At 70.2% G+C, this 15,400-nt stretch carries 9 protein-coding genes; 6 read left to right on the top strand and 3 right to left on the bottom strand.

All coding sequences use genetic code 11. The features are described from left to right. Nucleotides 1-71: 71 nt before the first annotated feature. Entirely contained in the window at nucleotides 72-632 is a 561-nt protein-coding gene (locus tag AC4D16_RS04360) for a hypothetical protein (RefSeq protein WP_490954079.1), read from the top strand. A gap of 175 nt (nucleotides 633-807) precedes the next feature. Here the strand turns inward: AC4D16_RS04360 and AC4D16_RS04355 are convergent, their stop codons facing one another. Then, the gene (locus AC4D16_RS04355; RefSeq protein ID WP_490948726.1) at nucleotides 808-1,035 is read right to left on the bottom strand and encodes a helix-turn-helix domain-containing protein; all 228 of its coding nucleotides are present in this window, start codon (nucleotides 1,033-1,035) and stop codon (nucleotides 808-810) included. Between the two features lie 189 nt (nucleotides 1,036-1,224). Here AC4D16_RS04355 and AC4D16_RS04350 point away from each other — a divergent pair, with 189 nt between their 5' ends. The 4 genes from AC4D16_RS04350 to AC4D16_RS04335 all read left to right on the top strand — a co-directional run bounded on the left by AC4D16_RS04350 (nucleotide 1,225) and on the right by AC4D16_RS04335 (nucleotide 9,695). After that, complete coding sequence (locus tag AC4D16_RS04350; RefSeq protein ID WP_490954078.1) at nucleotides 1,225-1,878, top strand: CpaB family protein; 654 nt, start codon at nucleotides 1,225-1,227, stop codon at nucleotides 1,876-1,878. Then, a complete protein-coding gene (locus tag AC4D16_RS04345; RefSeq protein ID WP_490954077.1) occupies nucleotides 1,875-3,203 on the top strand; it encodes a CpaE/TadZ family protein in 1,329 nt (442 codons plus the stop codon). Before AC4D16_RS04350 ends, AC4D16_RS04345 begins: the two co-directional genes overlap by 4 nt. Nucleotides 3,204-3,250: 47 nt before the next feature. Then, a complete protein-coding gene (locus AC4D16_RS04340; RefSeq protein ID WP_490954076.1) occupies nucleotides 3,251-8,086 on the top strand; it encodes an NAD-glutamate dehydrogenase in 4,836 nt (1,611 codons plus the stop codon). A 130-nt stretch (nucleotides 8,087-8,216) separates the two neighbouring features. Further along, nucleotides 8,217-9,695: a sensor histidine kinase gene (locus tag AC4D16_RS04335; RefSeq protein ID WP_490954075.1), complete on the top strand. Its 1,479-nt coding sequence runs from the start codon at nucleotides 8,217-8,219 to the stop codon at nucleotides 9,693-9,695. A gap of 151 nt (nucleotides 9,696-9,846) precedes the next feature. Here the strand turns inward: AC4D16_RS04335 and AC4D16_RS04330 are convergent, their stop codons facing one another. Further along, nucleotides 9,847-10,095: a WhiB family transcriptional regulator gene (locus AC4D16_RS04330; RefSeq protein ID WP_055769355.1), complete on the bottom strand. Its 249-nt coding sequence runs from the start codon at nucleotides 10,093-10,095 to the stop codon at nucleotides 9,847-9,849. A gap of 242 nt (nucleotides 10,096-10,337) precedes the next feature. On the opposite strand from AC4D16_RS04330, the gene AC4D16_RS04325 reads away from it, so the two are divergent. After that, nucleotides 10,338-10,760, top strand: a complete 423-nt coding sequence (locus AC4D16_RS04325) for a hypothetical protein (RefSeq protein ID WP_490948731.1) — start codon at nucleotides 10,338-10,340, stop codon at nucleotides 10,758-10,760. On the opposite strand, the gene AC4D16_RS04320 is transcribed toward AC4D16_RS04325, so the two are convergent. Further along, on the bottom strand, nucleotides 10,723-15,039 hold the full coding sequence (locus tag AC4D16_RS04320) for an FtsK/SpoIIIE domain-containing protein (RefSeq protein ID WP_490954074.1): 4,317 nt from the start codon (nucleotides 15,037-15,039) through the stop codon (nucleotides 10,723-10,725). The two genes, AC4D16_RS04325 and AC4D16_RS04320, sit on opposite strands and share 38 nt — an antisense overlap. Nucleotides 15,040-15,400: the final 361 nt, after the last annotated feature.

The following is a 15,400-nucleotide window of genomic DNA, read 5'->3' as shown; positions in this document are numbered from 1 at the left end:
TCTACCCTGAACTGTTTAGATGGCAAGAGCTGCAGCTTGACGCTGGTCTGGGGCACCCCTACATTGAGGCGATGCGTTGGGATGCCCTGTTCGACGACCTCGAAGCACAACTCCATTCGGCGTCGGTCACGCTGCAGGAGAGCGAGATCAGGGACAGGACCCGATCGGAGCAGTCGAGGCTCACCCTGCTGCAGCGCCTGCAGGGACAACGCGGGGCGCGGATCGGTCTGACCACCACCGGCGGCAGGCAGTTGTCCGGTGTCCTGACGACCGTCGGCTCGCAGTGGATCGCGCTCGAGGTGGAGGGCCGCTTCTCCGTCGTACCGCTGGAGTCCCTCCACCTTCTGCGCGGCCTGGGACGCGGTGTCGGCCAGCCACTGTCGGGGGTGCAGGCGAAGCTCGGTCTGGGCTCCGCTCTTCGGGGTTTGTCCCGGGACCGCGCGCACGTCGTCGTCTGGCTCTCGGCGCCGGCGGTTCGGCTGGCCGGCGTGATCGACCGGGTGGGCGCCGACTTCCTCGAACTGGGTGTGACACCCGCGGGGGAGGAGCGGCGTGCTACGACGACCCGGGAAGTCGTGACGGTACCGTTCTCGTCCGTCGACTCGATCGACGCCGCACTCATGACCGGGTAGGACCACCGGGTAGGACCACCGCGTCGTCGGGGACCCGCGGGAGAGGAACCCGCCGTCGTCTCCTGATCGCCGCTCCCGACGGTGTGCGGATGGGGCCGCGCCCACGGTGCCGGAGTACCGCGGGCGGTGCTGACGGGCTCTGCCGAGGAGCCGGACACGCCGGCGGAACGCCAGCCTAGGCGAGCGGGCTGATCCCGGTGTCGCTCTTCAGGGCGGAGGCCGTCTTCTCATAGGCCTTCGCGATGTATTCCTCGAGGACGCGGGTCTCGACGCGCCACTGCCCCCGGCCGCCGACCTGGATGGCGGGGAGTTCGCCCGAGCGCACCAGTGCATACGTCTGTGAGGAACTGATGTTCAGCACCTCGCCGACGTCTGCGAGAGTGAGGAACCGCCGCTCGGCCATGGGACCGCCTCTCCTGATGGATGGGATGTGGAACCAGTCTGCCATCGTCGCCGCTGGATGACGTCGATTTCCACAGTTTGACGTCTTCTGTGGACGATCGGTTCCTTTGAGGTGTTTCGTGCACCACAATTACCGACGGAGGTCGCCCGCATGGGCGGCGGCCGGTCGTCGACATCTGGGGGACAGGACATGAGCATCGATACACGCACGTCGCAGACGGCCGAGGCACCGCGGTTGAAGAAACCGTCGTGGCGGGATCCACGGCTGCTGATCGGCATCCTCCTGGTCCTCGCCTCCACCGCCGGCGTGATCGCGCTCCTCAGCAGCCAGAACACGACGGTCCAGGTCTACGGCGCGCGGGACGACATCGCCGTCGGTACCCTGATCACCGCTGACGATCTCGTCGCCGTCCCGGTGCGGCTCGGCGACGCCGCGGGGTCCTACCTCGCCGTGTCCGACGGCGTGCCGGAGCAGGGCGTCGCGTTGCGGCTGATCACGCAGGGCGAACTCGTACCCGCGTCGGCGATCGGCGCCGCTGACGATCTCGACCGCAAACCTGTGGGGCTCACGGTCGAGGACCCCCTCCCCACCGGAACCGTGGCGGGCGATCGCGTCGACGTATGGGTCTCCCTGCGCACGGACACCAACACCTACGAGGAACCGCAGCTCCTCCTCGAAGCCGCGGAGATCTCGGAGGTGACGGTAGACGAGTCGGCGCTCGGAGCCACCGCATCGACGCTGGTCCAGGTGCTGGTCGACGACGTCACGATGCCCGACCTGCTCGATGCCCTGTCCAACGACGCGCGGATCGCCGTCGTCCTGAATCCCGGTGCCGGTTCGTGAGCATTCCCGTCATCACCCTGGGGCCCGTCGCGAGCGCGTACGTCCCGGGACTCGAACAGCTGCGCGGGCCCGTGACCGTGGTGCGGCGCTGCGAGGAACTCACCGAGCTCGTCGCGGCGTGTCAGACCGGACTGGCGCGCGCGGCCATCCTGACCCCGGGAACGGTGGACCTGACGGCGTCGCTGGTGGAGCGCCTGCGCTTCGCGGGGGTCGCCGTCATCGCGCTCTCGGACGGGACGCCGGGCGCGGGCGAGGTGGTGCTCGACGGCATCGAGTACGTCGACGCCGACGCGGAACCCGCCGTCCTCGCCGCTGCGGTGACGCGGGCGGTCGAGCGCCTCGAGACCGGTGACCGCCAGGGGCGCGGCTCGCTCGCCTACGCGGACCCGCTGGATCTGCTGACGACGATCGAACCGCCGCCCGTCGACGTTCCCGACGGCCCGGGCGCGGGGCGGATCATCGCCGTCTGGGGCCCGCCCGGTGCGCCCGGACGGACGACGGTCGCGATCAACCTGGCGGCCGAACTGGCGGCGTCCGGCTCATCGGTGCTGCTCGTCGACGCGGACACCTACGGCGCGAGCATCGGGGCGTCCCTCGGGCTGCTCGACGAATCGGCCGGGCTGGCTCAGGCCTGCCGCATCGCGGACCAGGGCGGCTTCACCTCCTCGGCTCTCGGCCGGGTCGCCGTGCGTGTCGCGATCAAGGGCGGGCAGCTGGGTGTCCTGACGGGGATCACCAGGCCGGACCGCTGGCCGGAACTCAGGCCGGCGGCGCTCGGGCAGGTGCTCGACGCGGCCAGGGCGTTGGCGGACGTCACCGTCGTCGACTGCGGGTTCTGTCTGGAGGCCGACGAGGAGCTCAGCTTCGACACGCTCGCACCGAGGCGGAACGGGGCCGCCCTGCGGTGCCTCGAGCTGGCGGACACCGTGATGGCGGTGGGCGCAGCCGACGCCATCGGGGTGCCACGCATGGTGAAGGCACTCACCGAGCTGGCGGATGCCGTGCCGACCGCGACCCCGCAGGTCGTGTTCAACAAGGTCCGGACCTCCGCCGTCGGGCGTGCCCCCGAGACCCAGCTGCGCGAGGCGTGGGAGCGATTCGGCCCGGCTGCGGCCATCTCGGCGTTCCTCCCGGCCGACTACGCCGCTGCGGACCAGGCCCTGCTCGCAGGCACCGCCCTGCTCGAGACCGCCGCCACGTCACCGCTCCGCCTCGCCATCGCAGAGCTCGCGGAGGTGCCCGTGCAGAACCGGCGGCGACGTGGTCTGCGGGGCCGTCCGGGCAACGTGAAGTTTGCCCGGAACACCGATAGGCTTCCCGGGTAAGAGGCCGCAACGGAGCGGCCTTTCATTTCGTTACGGAGGCTTCCCCCATGTCGTCTGGATCCAGGTCGACGGATCAATCAGAGTCGGACACCGCGCGGGAGGACTTCGTAGGGCACTACTTCGAGCACCTCGCCGACGAGGATGCCGCGGGCTACCTCGACGCCGACCTCCGGGAACGAGCGCTCGCACATCGCGACCTGGCGGAGCGGCGCGAACCGGGCACCGCCGTCGTCGACGTCCTCGATCAGGGCGCCTCGAGCATCGTCATGATCGTCACCGACGACATGCCCTTCCTGGTGGACTCCGTCACGGCCGAGCTGGTGCGGCAGAGCGCAGCCATCCAGCTGGTGGTCCATCCCACCTTCCTCGCCTCGCGCACGGCGGACACTCACGCGCTCCTCGAGCTGAAGCGCGTGCCGTCGACGGCGGGAGCGTCCAGCGGTGACACCGCGGCTCTGCCGAGTCTCCGCGGGCTCGCGGGCGGGCCGGACAGCAGTACCCACATCGAGTCCTGGATCTCGGTGGAGGTCTCACGCCTCGCCGATCAGGACGAGCGGACATCCGTGGTCGACGGCCTCCTGCGCATCCTGCAGGACGTGCGGGCCGCCGTCGAGGACTGGCCCGCGATGCGCGACACCGTGCGATCCATCAGCGCGTCGCTCGGCAGCATCGCCGGCTCCGGCGACATCCCCGATCTCCGGCAGGCGCAGGAGCTCCTGCAGTGGCTCGACGAGGGCAACTTCACGTTCCTCGGCTACAAGGAGTACGACCTCGTGACCGACGAGTCCGGCGCCGAGGCGCTCTCCGTGCGGGAGGGGAGCGGACTGGGGCTGCTGCGCCAGGCCAGCGGACACGGACTCCAGCAGCTGACGGCGGCGGGGAAGGCGAAGGCACGCGAGCGCCGGGCGCTCGTCATCACGAAGGCGAACTCGCGCTCCACCGTGCACCGGGCCGCCTACCTGGACTACATCGGCGTGAAGAGCTTCGACGCCCAGGGCAACGTCGCCGGCGAGCGCCGTTTCATCGGCCTCTTCGCCACGAGTGCGTATACGGGTTCCGTCCGGAACGTCCCCCTCGTCCGCGACAAGGTGACCGACGTCCTGCGCCTCTGCGGCTTCCCGTCCGACTCCCACTCCGGTAAGGACCTCCTGTCCATCCTCGAGACCTATCCGCGGGACGAGCTGTTCCAGATCGAGGTCCCCGATCTCGTGGCGACCGCGCTCGGCATCCTCCGGCTGCAGGAACGACGCCGCACGCGGCTCTTCCTGCGTCCCGACGTCTACGGGCGGTTCATGTCGGCATTGGTGTACCTGCCGCGCGACCGGTACACCACCAGCGTGCGTCTGCGGATCGAGGAGGAGCTCCGGGCCGCGCTGGACGCCGATTCGATCGACTTCGAGGCCCGCATGAGCGAGTCCGCCCTCGCGCGATTGTTCTTCCGCATCAGGCTGCAGCGCGGAGCGGAGGTGCCGGAGCTCGACGCCGGTGAGCTGGAGGAGCGACTCGTCCGCGCCGCGCGCTCGTGGTCCGAGGGCATTGCCGAGGTGGCGCAGGACCGGTTCGAGCACGATGTCGCAGGCCGGCTGGCCCGCCAGTGGGGGGAGTCCTTCCCGCCGAGCTACCGCGTCGACTACGAGGTCGAGGATGCGCTCGAGGACATCGCGCGCTTCGAACAGCTCGCCGCCGCCGACGGATCGGTCCCGGGACTCCACGTCTACGTGCCGCGACGGCGTGAGCCCGACGGCGTCGAACACGCCCGCCTCAAGCTCTACCTGACCGAGGCCAAGAGCCTCACGCAGATCCTGCCGTACTTCCACCACCTGGGCCTCGAGGTCCTCGACGAGCGTCCGTTCGAGATCACCCGGTCGGACGGCACCTCGTTCTTCCTGTACGACCTCGGGGTCCGGTACCCGGACGGCGTCTCTCCCGTGGCGACCGCGCATCTGCTCCAGCAGGCCTTCGGGGCGGCCGTGACGGGCGCCGGCGAGTCCGACGCCTTCGACCGCCTCGTCCTGCGGGAGCAGCTCCACTGGCGCCAGGTGGTGGTGTTGCGCACCTACGCCAAGTACATGCGGCAGCTCGGGAACACCAACTCCTACGGCTTCGTGGGTGACACGCTGCTGCTGAACCCCGCGGTGACGCGGGCGTTGGTGGCCCTGTTCACGGCGCGCTTCGATCCCGACCTCGTCGGGGACCGAGAGGAGGCGATGCGCGATGCGCGCGCCGCGCTCGACGAAGGCCTCGACGCCGTGGCCACCCTCGACGCCGACCGCGTGCTGCGGACGTTCGCGAACCTCATCGAGGCGACCCTGAGGACGAACTACTTCCAGGACAAGCGGCACGTGAGCGTCAAGCTGGACACCGCGCGGATCGACGGTGCGCCACTGCCGCGGCCGAAGTACGAGATCTGGGTCTACTCCCCGCAGGTCGAGGGCGTGCATCTCCGTTTCGGCAAGGTGGCCCGCGGCGGCCTGCGCTGGTCCGACCGGCGCGAGGACTTCCGCACCGAGGTGCTGGGTCTCGTCAAGGCCCAGACCGTGAAGAACGCGGTCATCGTGCCGACCGGCGCCAAGGGGTGCTTCTTCGCGAAGCAGCTCCCCGACGCCGGTGTGGATCGCGGTGCCTGGCTCGCGGAGGGGCAGGCGAGCTACCGCACGTTCATCCGCGGCCTCCTCGACATCACGGACAACGTCGTGACCGACGGCGTGCAGGAGGCCGTCGTGCCGCCCGCCCGGGTGGTGCGGCACGACGACGACGACACCTATCTCGTGGTCGCGGCGGACAAGGGCACGGCGTCCTTCTCCGACATCGCGAACGAACTCTCCGCCGAGTACGACTTCTGGCTGGGCGACGCCTTCGCCTCGGGCGGGTCGGTGGGCTACGACCACAAGGCGATGGGCATCACGGCGCGCGGCGCCTGGGAGTCCGTCAAACGGCATTTCAGCGAGTTCGACGTCGACACCCAGACCGATGAGTTCACCGTCGTCGGCGTCGGTGACATGAGCGGTGACGTCTTCGGCAACGGCATGCTGCTCTCGGAGCACATCCGGCTCCTCGCGGCGTTCGACCACCGCCACATCTTCCTCGACCCCGCTCCGGACGCCGCGGCGTCCTTCGCGGAACGTCGCCGGCTCTTCGACCTGCCACGCTCCAGCTGGCAGGACTACGACCCCCGCCTCATCAGCGCGGGCGGCGGCGTCTACCCGCGCCATGCGAAGTCGGTCCCCGTCTCGCCTGAGGTGCGCGCGGCGCTGGGGCTCGACGGCGACGTCACGACGCTGAGCCCGCCCGAACTCCTCCGCGCGATTCTCCGCGCACCGGCGGACCTGCTCTACAACGGCGGCATCGGTACGTACGTGAAGTCCTCGCAGGAGACGCACGCCGACGTCGGGGACCGCGCGAACGACGCGATCCGCGTCGACGGGAACGAACTGCGGGTGCGGGTGGTCGGCGAGGGCGGCAACCTCGGCATGACGCAGCGCGGCCGGATCGAGGCGGCGTTGTCCGGCGTCGTCCTCAACACCGATGCAATCGACAACAGCGCCGGCGTGGACTGCTCGGACCACGAGGTCAACATCAAGATCTTCGTCGACCGCATGGTCCGCGCCGGTCGGCTCCGGCCCGAGGAACGCACGGAGTTCCTCCACTCGATGACCGACGAGGTGGCGCACCTCGTGCTCCAGGACAACATCGACCAGAACGTGCTCCTGCTCAACGACCGGCAGCGCGTCACCGAATGGAGTCCGAGCTACGAGCGGATGATGGAGTGGCTCGAGAAGAAGGTGGATCTCGACCGCGGCCTGGAGGCGCTCCCGACGACGGCCGAGCTGCGCCGCCGGCTCGACGCCGGTCAGGGCCTGACCTCGCCCGAGCTCTCGGTCCTCGCGGCCTACGCGAAGATCGAACTCACACGTGTGCTGTCCGCCAGTGACCTCGCGGACGACGCCTTCTTCCGCGGCACCCTGAGGCGCTACTTCCCGCGCCAGCTCGTGGAACGCTTCGACGACCTGCTCGACACCCACCCGCTGCGCCGGGAGATCATCTCGACGGTCATCGCCAACGACATCATCAACCTCGGTGGGATCACCTTCGTGTTCCGGGTGCTCGAGGAGACCTCCGTCCCGGAGCCGGTGATCGCACGCGCGTTCGTCGCCCTGCGTGAGATCTACTCCCTGGACGACACCCTCGAGGCCCTCGCCGCGCTTCCCGCGGACTTCCCTACGGGGCGCTGGAGCACGGTGCACCTCGACCTCCGCCGGCTGCTGGACCGCGCGGTGCGCTGGTTCGTGAACCACGTGGAGCAGGGCACGTCCGTGGCCGAGGACATCCAGGCGTTCAAGCCGCTGGTGGAGCCCTTCCGCGCGCGGCTCAGTGTGTACCTCCGCGGCTGCGACCTCGAGCGGGTGCGGAAGGAGATGGCCGTCGCCGACGAGTGGCAGCTGCCCGAGGAGCTCGGCCGGCACTGGGCCGAACAGTTCGAGTCCTTCGCGCTGCTCGACATCGCCCACAGCACGCGCCGGATCGACGAGCCGGTCGAGAGGATCGCCGCGGTGTACTACGCGGTGTACGACCGCTTCGAAGTGGATGCCCTCCTCGAGCGGATCACGAAGCTCCCGCGCAGGGACCGGTGGCAGGCCCTCGCGCGGGCGGCGCTGCGCGACGACCTGTACTCGACCGTCGCCGACATCACGGTCGCCGTCCTCCAGGCCTCCACCGACCTCCGGGAGCACGACGCCGGCGAGAGGCTCCAGGCGTGGCAGGATCAGAACGCGGACCAGTTGCAGCGGGCAGGCAACATGTTCGCCGAGGTGAACCAGCTGGAGAAGGACGACATCTCCTCCCTGTCGGTCGCGCTGAGACTGCTCAGGGCGATCGTGCGGTGATGCGGGCGACGCCGGACCGGGGGCCTGGGTGCCCGACGTAAGGGTTTGCTGCGCCCACCACCCGGTGGTCCGGTGCAGTTAGGTCCACAGCACTCTGCCGGAGCAGAGGGCCACAACGACAGAGGGACACATGGCAATCTTCACCGACCCCATCCGCGAGTACACGGGCTTCGAGCCCGGCGATGCGGAGTGGTTGCACCTGCTGGTGGGGGACTGGCAGATGGTCGCCGACCTCGCCTTCGCCGACCTCGCCCTGTGGTTCCCTCTTGAGGGCGGTGGATACGTCGCACTGGCGCACGCCCGGCCGTCGACGTCGCACACCGTGTTCCACAGCGACTTCGTGGGCGAACGCATCCGCGCCGACCTGCAACCCCTGGTCGACGTCGCCTGGTCCTCCCAGCGGATCGAGCGCTCCGGCGAGACGAACTGGACCACGGAGATGGCCATGCGCGTCGAGGCCGTCCCGATGGTCCGGAACGGGCGGACGCTCGCCGTCGTCACCACCCACATGGACCTCTCGAGCTCCCGCATGCCCTCACGCCTCGAACTGACCTACCGGCAGTGCGCGTACGATCTCCTGCGCATGGGGACGCTGGGCCTATGGCCCGACTTCGCCACTCCCACGGGGTCACGGCGCGGTGCACCTCGCGTGGGGGACGGCCTCATCAGGCTCGACGTCGACGGGATCGTGCAGTACGCCAGCCCCAACGGCGTCTCGGCCTTCCGCCGCCTCGGCGATGTCGAGACGCTCGAGGGCAGGCCGCTGGCCGAGATCACGACCGCGCTCCTCAAGGACCGTCGGATGGTCGACGAGACCCTCCCGCTGGTGGTGACCGGCCGGATGCCCTGGCGGACGGAGATCGGATCGAAAGGCGTGAGTCTGTCCCTGCGGGCCATCCCGTTGCGTGACGAGAAAGAGCGGTTCGGCGCGCTCGTCCTCTGCCGGGACGTCTCGGAACTGCGGCGGCGCGAGATGGAACTCGTGTCGAAGGACGCAACCATTCGCGAGATCCATCACCGGGTGAAGAACAACCTCCAGACCGTCGCGGCGCTCCTGCGGATGCAGTCCCGCCGGATGGTGAGCGACGAGGGCAAGCTCGGCCTCGAGCAGGCGATGCGACGGGTGTCGACCATCGCCCTGGTGCACGAGACGCTCTCGCAAGGTCTGGCGCAGAGCGTGGACTTCGACGAGCTGATCGCACGTCAGTTCCGTCTCTCGGCGGAGGTCGCGTCCCCCTCTCAGGCCGTCCGGACCGAGCGCAGCGGCGACTTCGGTGAGCTGCCGAGCGACCTCGCGACTCCTCTGGCGCTGGTCATCAACGAACTCGTCACGAACGCTGTGGAACACGGGTTGGCAGGCAAGGCCGGGACCGTCTGGCTGATGGCCAATCGCCGGACCGAGGCGGAGGGCGAGGAGTTCCTCCGCGTGACCATCGCGGACGACGGCGTGGGACTGCCGGCCGGAGGGCATGCGGAAGGGCTCGGTCTGCAGATCGTACGCACGCTGGTGACGAGCGAGTTGGGCGGGACGATCGAGTGGTCCACGCGCCCGGGCGGCGGCACATCCGTCACGCTCGACCTCGCGCTACGACTGGCCGCCGGCGCCTGAGCGGCCTCCGCGCGCACCGGCGGAAGCAGGCCGGACACGGCGAAGGGCCGCCCTGGGGCGGCCCTTCGTCGTGTGGTTCGTCCTCCGCGCCGGTGGTCGGCCAGCGGGAAGGATTAGGCTGCGCTCCCGTCGGGACGCGCGACTGCTCAGGTCAGGATGCGCGGCGTGCGCGTGCAGCGCGGCGCTTGAGGGCGCGGCGCTCGTCCTCGCTGAGACCGCCCCACACTCCGGCGTCCTGGCCGGACTCGATCGCCCACTGGAGGCAGGTGTCCTGCACCTGGCAGCGTCGGCAGACGCTCTTCGCCTCCTCGATCTGCAGGAGAGCCGGTCCGGTGTTGCCCACGGGGAAGAACAGCTCCGGATCCTTGTCCAGACACGCCGCGCGACTACGCCAATCCATGATGATCACATTCTCCTTCGGCCTCGCTGTCCGTGTGTTTGTGAAAACATTCACGAAGGGGCTCATAGTAAAGGGGCCGAGACCGGCCCCCTGGTATCCACTGCTTTTAAGGCTGTCACGTTACCGGGAGGTAAACAAGGGTTTCCGGGGCGCCAGTTTACGCAGGACCATGAGTGGTTCATCACAGGGCACGTCCCCGATCCCCTCGGCATGACCGTCGTCCGGTCCGATAGGGTTCGTCCGTGGCCACTCCTCCAGCTCAGGATCCCGCGGTACGACCCCGCGGCGTGCTCGTCATCGCAGCGATCCTCGTGCTCGAAGCCGTCGCCATCGCGGTCCTCGCGGTCCTGTCCCTGATCCCGCTCATCGGGGGCACCGCGGTGTCCGTCGGAGGATCGGTCTTCATGGCCGTGCTGCTCGCCCTCGTCGCCGCAGCGCTCATCGCCATGGCGCGCTCGCTGACAGCGGGGATGCGCTGGCCCCGTACGCCGTCGCTCGTCCTGCAGGTCTTCCTCGTGATCCTGGCGTTCCCGTACTTCAGCACGGGGAGTCCCGTGCTGGGTCTGGCGTTCCTCGTTCCCGCGGCGGTGGTCATCGTGCTCCTCTTCTCGCAGCCCGTGGTCCGGTTCACCGTGCGAGTGACGGCGGACGGAAGAACGCTGTAGCTCCCCGCGCGGACACGTCGTCATCCGGCGGTCCCATCGGGCCGCTCGGCGCGAGGGCGATCTGCACCTCGAAGGTCCCGGACGGGTCGACGGCGTGCCCTCGTCCCGTGACGGCCCCGCCATCGGCATCGAGCCGGACGCCGAACAGGTCGCCGTCGGCGGGTGCCCTGGGTCCGAGGACCAGACCCACACCTGATGCGCGAGCCTGCAGTGCGAGGGGAACCCGGGTGACGAGCGAGGGTGACGGCCGCGCCGCGAGGACGGCCGCGGCCCCGCCTGCCACCAGCTCCGACAGCAAGCGCTGCACGTCCGCGGGGAGCAGTTCCGCGTCGTCGACGAGGAGGAGGGTGCGCTGCACCTCCTCGCCCGAGAGCCGCTGCTCGCCGACCTCACGCCAGTAGGACGCCGCCCGGGTGGCGTCCGCCCCGGAGGGTGCTGCCCGGACCGTCCTGACCTCTCGACCGTGCGGACCGTGCGGACCGTGCGGACTGTCGGCAGCGGTTGCCGCTGCTGCCGCTGCTGCGAACAAGTGCAGGACGTTCGTACGGCCCGTGGAGGACTGGCCCAGGACGAGGAACGCATCTCCCGGCGTCGGGGTCACGCTGTACGGCTGGAGGTCGTCACCGTGGAACCCGAGCGTCACCGACTCGCTCCGTCGGCCCGGGACGCGGGAGGCATCAACGCGATCGCCCACCCCGAGGTGACCCTGGACGTCCGTCCGCTGCGCCGGCCCGGGCCCTGCCTGCCGGGTGATATCGGACAGCGTCACGAGTGCCGGGAGGGCATGCACCGGGAACGGGACCGTCGACGGCGCCGCCGCGACCCCGTGGACGGGCGGATCGAGGAGGAGTTGGCAGACGGAGTCGCCCCACGTGCCGGTGATGCGACCCTGCGCGAATGCCCGTCCGGCCACGGGGTCCATCAGCGGCATCCTGGGCCACGTGAGAGTGATCTCCTGATGGGCGCCGACCGGCAGGTAGAGGCGGTTCGGTATCAGGGAGAAGAACCGTGCCGCGGTGAGTTCCCGGTCACCGAGGATCAGTACGGTCACGCCGCTCAGCGCCCCGTCCCGCACGATCGCCTGCAGGTCCTCCTCGGCGCGTCCTCCCCGCAGGCCACGGAACTGGGTGGTCCAGCGTCCCCAACCCGAGACGACGAGGACGATCGGCTGCCCACCGCCCCGTGACATCGGGAGGTTCGCCAACCGCTCGAGGACTCGGGCGGCTCTCCTCGTCTCATGGGCCTCGACGAGAGCGCCCACGTGGGAGCTCGTGGTTCCCCCGAGCGCGTCGTCCGTCGCAGCGCTCGTCGCGTGTCCGAGGCTCCCGTCACCGTCGAGCAGGTAGAGGTGCACGTCCGGGTCGGCTGCCGGCAGCGCGGCGACGAGGGACCCCAGGGCCTCGCGCCCGCCACTGCCCGGGAGACCGATGAGAGCGAGATGACCGTGCTCCGCCGGGTTCCACCGGAGCAGGCGTTGCGCCTGACGGTCGGGGACGTCCGACACCCCGAGGTCCACCGATCTCGCGTCGACCCCGCCACGCTCATCCCCGCCATGAGCGGCGCCGCCCCGGGGCCGGCGGTCAGCAGGGCCTGCAAGCACGGCCGGTGTGAACGCGGCGCACTCGGAGCGCACCAAGCGATCGGGCAGGGGCGGGAGGACGGGTCGATGGGCGGCGGCAACGAGGGCCTGACCAGCGGCGGCACCGAGTGCCGCGACGGCCTCCCGAACCAGGGTGGGCGACTGTACGGACAGGGCGGTCCGGGACCCAGGAGCGGACCCGGCGATGTGCGCGGCGAGGTCGGTCCAGCCGAGAGCCTCGCTGGAGTCCGGCCGTGCGGAACAGGAGGCGACCTGGAAGGCCACCGGCGCCTCGTTCCCCCGGCGGAGGTAGGCGCGGCCCGGGAGGTCCACCGGGATGTCGGCAGCGGCCGCCGTACCCAGCAGGTCCTGTGACTCCATGGCGGTGCGGACCCTCAGCAGCACTGCGGACGTGATGTTCGCCCGCATGTCCGGGGAGACGGCGCCCTGGGCCTTCTGCGTCGCCAGGACGAGGTGGACCCCGAGCGAACGCCCAAGCGCCGCGAGTTTGAGGAGGTCGGGCAGTGCGGTGGGTACGTCGTCGACCAGCATGCGGAACTCGTCGATCACCACGACGAGCCTGGGCGGGCACGAGGCCGGAGCGAGGCGGCGGAGCTGCTCCACGTCGGTTGCGCCGAACTGCGCGCACAACGTCTCCCGGCGCCGGAGTTCGGCGCGGAGCGAGACGAGCGCGCGGGCGGTCGATTCCGTGGACAGGTCGCTCATGCTCCCGACGCACTGCGGGAGAGCGGAGAGCTCGCCCAGTCCGGAGCCGCCCTTGTAATCGATCAGCAGGAGAGCAAGCTCTGCGGGCGGATGGTTGATGGCGAGCCCGAGGACGAGAGTGCGGAGAAACTCCGACTTGCCCGAGCCGGTGGTTCCCGCGACGAGCAGGTGGGGGCCGTCCTTCACCAGGTCGAAGGTCACCGGTCCATTCCGGCCGGCCCCGAGAACTGCGGCGGGACGGTCTGCATCGGACGAGGACCATCTTTCAAGCGCGTGTGCTGCCAGCGTGTCCGGTACGAGATCCGCCGACCACAGGGATGCTGACTCCGGGGGAGCGTCGCCCTCCGATCCGGTGCCCAACGGAGCATCACGCCCGCCGAGCGCCGAGACGTGGGCGGCTCCTCGCGCGAGCGCCCGGGCGGTACGGGCGAACGTCCTCTCCGACACGGCGTCGGGCGACAGGTCGAACACCTCGCCCCTGACGAGGGCTCGTCCGCCGCTCGCCGACAGGACCACCGCGCTGTGTCCTGTCGCCGCGACGGGCTCGGAGCGGTTGCCATCCGGATTGACCCGGAGGACGAAGGCCCGCGCGACGCCTGGCCCTGACGGCAGATCACCCGCGAGGTCGACGACGAGGCGGAAGCCGGGCCGGGTGAGGAACCGATCGAGGACCGCGGGATCGCTGGTCAGGCGGACGTTCGGGAGGAACCTGGCGTCCACCGGCTGATCCACGGGAGCGCCCCAGCACAGGATGCTCGTTGCGGCCGCGCGCGGGTGCGTGAGGTGCAGGAGCAGGGCGCGGAGCAGACCGTTGACGGCGTCGGCATCCCCCGACAGGGTCATCCCCGTGTCGATCCTGGTGTCGATTCCGGTGTCGTTTCCGGGTCCCGATCCGGTGGCGCAGGCGAGGAGGAGCGGTACGCCCGGAAGCTCCGGGGCGGTGAAGTCGCCGTCGTTCGTCCGGACGGCGATGTGTGCGGGCTGATTCGCCGTGCCGAGTCTCAGGAGCACCACGCCGGGAGGAGCGGTGTCCGGGGTGTCGCTGCGTGCGGTCGCCGCCGGAGGGCCGGAACGTGCGGCATGGGCGGGGTCCGACGTTTGACCCGGAGTCCGCAGGGCGCCGAGTGCGATTTCTCCCAGGTCGGGTACCGCCAGCGTCCGCCGCCGTTGATCTTCGTCGGAGGCCTCCCGCACCGCGGTGCTGAACGCCTTGGCCGTGCGGCGATAGGTGAGCAGCGGGACCATGCCGGTCACCGCCGAGAGCGCGCTGAAGGCGAGGAAGAACCACATACCGGTCGTCAGTGCCAGGACCACCCCCAGCACCAGGGGGAGGAAGGCGGTGAGGATCAGCACGCGCGAGGGCTTTCGCGGGAGCTCGGGACCGACGGGTACGGGATCGAGGATCGACGACGAGGAACCCGGCCCTGACCACGAGGGGCGATCGGACACCGCGATGCGGCAGTGGCTTGAACCGAGGACGAGCTCCGCGGAGACGGTGATCGGGGCCCTCGTGACAGCGGCGCCGTCCACGAAGGTGCCGTTCACGGAGCCGAGGTCCTCCACCAGGATCGCGTCCTCGGTCACGGTGAGCCGGGCATGGGTCCGAGAGAGGGACGGGTCGGCGATGACGATGTCGGCCGCAGACCGCCCTATTGCGTAGGTACCGCGCGTGAGGGGGAAGACCTGCCCGGCGTCGGGGCCGGCATGGACGACGAGCGCCAGATGCGACACGGGCTGCGGGGGCATCCTGGTGGGAGGGGCACCCGCGACGACGACCCCGCCGTCGTGCAGGGTGCTCGGGGCACGGAGCTCGTCCAGAAGGACGCCGTGGATCGTGAACGGGCCGCGCCAACCGGCCGCCTCGAGTCGCTGGGCGAGAACGGCGCCGGTGTCGATCACTTCGGTGTCCACGACGATGTCGCGGGCTGCCCGCTCGGACGGCGGCGCGCCGACCACTGTCAGGTGCACGTCCATACGGCCTCCTCCTCGTCCTTCCCGAGGGTAGGGCTCCCCGCGGATCAACGGCGGGCGGGTTGACGCGGCTGTGGATAACGCCGAGCAGAACAACAGGGCTGTCGTGGCTCTCGTCGACGGCGGCTGTCAGTACGTCGGCCCAGGCAATGAGGTGACGCCGTCGTGCGGGGCGCACAGCCCACGCTTCGACCGTGATGCGGCGGAGTGCGTGGAGGTGCACGGACCGGACAACCATCTGACGGCGACCTACGCACCCACCACGCCCGCGCTGATCGAGGATCGGTCCGCCGCTGCAACCGGTTGGTGGCGATCCGGGCTCCGGGAGCGGCACTGCGACTCATCGCACAACGCCGAAGCGCGG

Source organism: Arthrobacter sp. TJ-236 (assembly GCF_058269235.1).
Note: the sequence above shows the minus strand (reverse complement) of the source record. Positions and strands in the feature narration are given on the sequence as shown.

What these genes read in the sequence shown, in the direction of transcription:
- AC4D16_RS04355 (WP_490948726.1), bottom strand. Translation starts at nt 1,035, where the DNA reads ATGGCCGAGCGGCGGTTCCTCACTCTCGCAGACGTCGGCGAGGTGCTG.
- AC4D16_RS04340 (WP_490954076.1), top strand. Translation starts at nt 3,251, where the DNA reads ATGTCGTCTGGATCCAGGTCGACGGATCAATCAGAGTCGGACACCGCG.
- AC4D16_RS04320 (WP_490954074.1), bottom strand. Translation starts at nt 15,039, where the DNA reads ATGGACGTGCACCTGACAGTGGTCGGCGCGCCGCCGTCCGAGCGGGCA.
- AC4D16_RS04350 (WP_490954078.1), top strand. Translation starts at nt 1,225, where the DNA reads ATGAGCATCGATACACGCACGTCGCAGACGGCCGAGGCACCGCGGTTG.
- AC4D16_RS04330 (WP_055769355.1), bottom strand. Translation starts at nt 10,095, where the DNA reads ATGGATTGGCGTAGTCGCGCGGCGTGTCTGGACAAGGATCCGGAGCTG.
- AC4D16_RS04335 (WP_490954075.1), top strand. Translation starts at nt 8,217, where the DNA reads ATGGCAATCTTCACCGACCCCATCCGCGAGTACACGGGCTTCGAGCCC.
- AC4D16_RS04360 (WP_490954079.1), top strand. Translation starts at nt 72, where the DNA reads ATGCGTTGGGATGCCCTGTTCGACGACCTCGAAGCACAACTCCATTCG.